Source organism: Mesorhizobium sp. M0621 (genome assembly GCF_040320745.1).
Lineage (GTDB): Bacteria > Pseudomonadota > Alphaproteobacteria > Rhizobiales > Rhizobiaceae > Mesorhizobium.
Genome location: NZ_JAMYQF010000118.1, coordinates 1 through 2534, shown reverse-complemented (window position 1 = coordinate 2534; position 2534 = coordinate 1). Strand labels below are relative to the sequence as shown.

The window sequence follows — 2534 nt, the reverse complement described above, 5'->3', positions numbered from 1 at the left end:
CGTGAAGAGTTTCGGGCGCCGGCAGGCGTACGAAAGTCCCCGAGGAAGGAACCCGCGGGCCACAGGCGATGGCTATGGGGATTTCGATTTGCGGCTGGTGTCGGCGATGGCGCGACCGCCGCCGGGAAGCGGCGGGTTTGATGCGGCCGGACCGCTTCGCCTTTCAGCCATGCGGTATTGTCGGCTCGTCGCGCGGCCGGACGCGACCCGTTCGGCGTCGATGATCACGATGGACGTGCGTGGCTCCGTTGCCGGAGGCTGAGTGCCTGCGGCTGAAGGCTGGAGCATGCCATGCCGGGTCATGGAGAGTTCTCCCGGTTCGTCGCCGTTGTGTCCGGGGGTCCACGCGGTTGCTTCCACCGTTCGAACACCTCGATGACGATCATGCGTCCGCCGCAGCACGGGCATGGCGGGCGGAAGTCAGTCGGTTCTTCCGGAATGTTGTCATCGGGCGGCGGCGCGACGCTCAGCAGTTCGCGGGCGAGCGCGAGGCTGGCCTTGCGAGCGGAACCGGCGAGGAGGCCGTAGTGCCGGATGCGATGGAAGCCGCGTGGCAGGACATGAAGCAGGAAGCGGCGGATGAACTCGTCGGTTGCGAGCGTCATGACCTGCTGGCGATCGGCGCCGTCGCGGCGGTAGTCCCTATAGCGGAAAGTGACGCCGCTCTTGTCGAAGGCGATCAGCCGGCTGTTTGAGATCGCGACCCGGTGAGTGTAGCGCGACAGATAGGCGAGCACCGCCTCCGGTCCCGCGAACGGCGCCTTGGCGTAAACCACCCAGCGCTTCTTCCGCACGGGAGCAAGATGGCGCAGGAATGCCCGCCGCTCGATCAGGTGCGCGATCGACCCGAAGAAGCTGAGCCGGCCCGCCTCGTGCAGCGCGACCAGCCGGGTGAGAAACAGGCGACGGAACAGCTTGCCGAGAACCTTCACCGGGAGCAGGAAGGCCGGGCGCGACGAGACCCAGCGGCTTCCGTCCGGCGCGATGCCGCCGCCCGGCACGATCATGTGGACATGCGGGTGGTGGGTCAGCGCCGAGCCCCATGTGTGGAGTACGGCGGTGATGCCGATCCTGGCGCCGAGGCGCTTCGGGTCGGCGGCGATCGTCAACATCGTCTCCGATGCCGCCTTGAACAGCAGGTCGTAGACCAGCGCCTTGTTGTGGAAGGCGATGTCGGCGACCTCGGCCGGGAGCGTGAAGACAACGTGGAAGTAGTCGACCGGCAGCAGGTCGGCCTCGCGCTCGGCCAGCCAAGTCCTCGCCGCCGCGCCCTGGCATTTCGGGCAGTGCCGGTTGCGGCAGGAGTTGTAGGCGATCCGCCATTGGCCGCAGTCCTCGCAGGCTTCGACGTGACCGCCGAGGGCGGCGGTGCGGCAATACTCGATCGCCGACATGACCTTGAGCTGGGCGAGGCTCAGGTGACCTGCATGGGCGGCCCGGTAAGCGGGTCCGGCAGCACGGAAGATGTCGGCGACCTCGATCGAGGCGCGCACGGCTCAGATGTCGGGCGAGACCTCTCCCGGCTTGAACAGCCCGAGTTTGTCGAGCGGGCTCGTCACGGCACGCACCGTCCGGGTCGCCACCTTCGCGTAAAGGGCGGTGTTGTTGAGCTTGGCATGCCCGAGCAGGACCTGGATGATCCGGATGTCGGTGCCGTCCTCCAGCAGATGGGTGGCGAAGCTGTGGCGCAGCGTGTGCGGCCCGACCCGCTTGGCGATGTCGGCGGCCTGGGCCGCCTCGACGACGATGCGATAGAGCTGCCGCGTGCTGATCGGCTTCATCGCGTGCTGTCCAGGGAACAGCCAGCCTTCGCGGTGCATCACGCCCTGCTGACGTCCGACCTTCCACCACTCACGCAGAAGCGTGAGCAGGTCCTCCGAGAGCATGGCATTGCGATAGCGCCCGCCCTTGCCACGCTCGACGCGCAGCAGCATGCGCTCGCTGTCGACGTCGGCAACCTTCAGCATCGACACCTCGGCGACACGCAGGCCCGCGCCATAGGCGACTGACAATGCGGCCTGGTGCTTGAGACACGTGGTGGCGTTGAGCAGCCGGGCGACCTCGTCGCGACTGAGCACCACGGGCAGGTTGCGCGGATGCGCCAGCCGGACAAGCCTGCGCGCCAGGTCCGGGCGGTCGAGCGTGTGGGTGAAGAAGAAGCGCAGCGCCGACACGATGCTGTTCATCGTTGGCACGGGAACGCCGTCCTCCTGCTGCTCGATCTGGAACCGGCGCAGGTCGTCGGCGGTAGCGGTGTCTGGTGAACGCCCGAGGAATGTCGCCAGGCGTCCGATGTCGCGGAGATAGTTGCGCTGCGTCTCGCGTGAGAAGCGCCGCATGTTCATGTCGTCGATCAGCCGCTGGCGCAGCGGGCTGATGGGTGCATCGAGAACGGGGTGCTGCATGGTCAGGCTCCTTGTTGAAGAAGCCCGCCATGCTCTGCCCCTGCCGGATGACGCTCAACGCGGGCGCGACGACCGGTTCTTGATCACTACCTCAACCGCAGGCGCCCCTCCCGCGCAGCGGGTTCGTTC

At 67.3% G+C, this 2534-nt stretch carries 3 protein-coding genes; 1 reads left to right on the top strand and 2 read right to left on the bottom strand.

Annotation, left to right across the window (positions count from 1 at the left end):
- On the top strand, positions 1–262 hold a 262-nt coding region (locus NKI38_RS33325; RefSeq protein ID WP_352665108.1), incomplete at its 5' end, for a hypothetical protein.
- 37 nt (positions 263–299) lie between these two features.
- Here NKI38_RS33325 and NKI38_RS33320 read toward each other — a convergent pair.
- Positions 300–1493 carry an IS91 family transposase gene (locus tag NKI38_RS33320; RefSeq protein WP_352665106.1) on the bottom strand — a complete coding sequence of 398 codons (1194 nt, stop codon included), beginning with the start codon at positions 1491–1493 and terminating at the stop codon, positions 300–302.
- A gap of 3 nt (positions 1494–1496) precedes the next feature.
- Entirely contained in the window at positions 1497–2405 is a 909-nt protein-coding gene (locus NKI38_RS33315) for a tyrosine-type recombinase/integrase (protein WP_352665104.1), read from the bottom strand.
- Between the last annotated feature and the right edge of the window lie 129 nt (positions 2406–2534).

Bases quoted from the DNA above. Each gene is read 5' to 3' on its own strand.
- NKI38_RS33315 (WP_352665104.1), bottom strand. From the start codon at position 2,405: ATGCAGCACCCCGTTCTCGATGCACCCATCAGCCCGCTGCGCCAGCGG.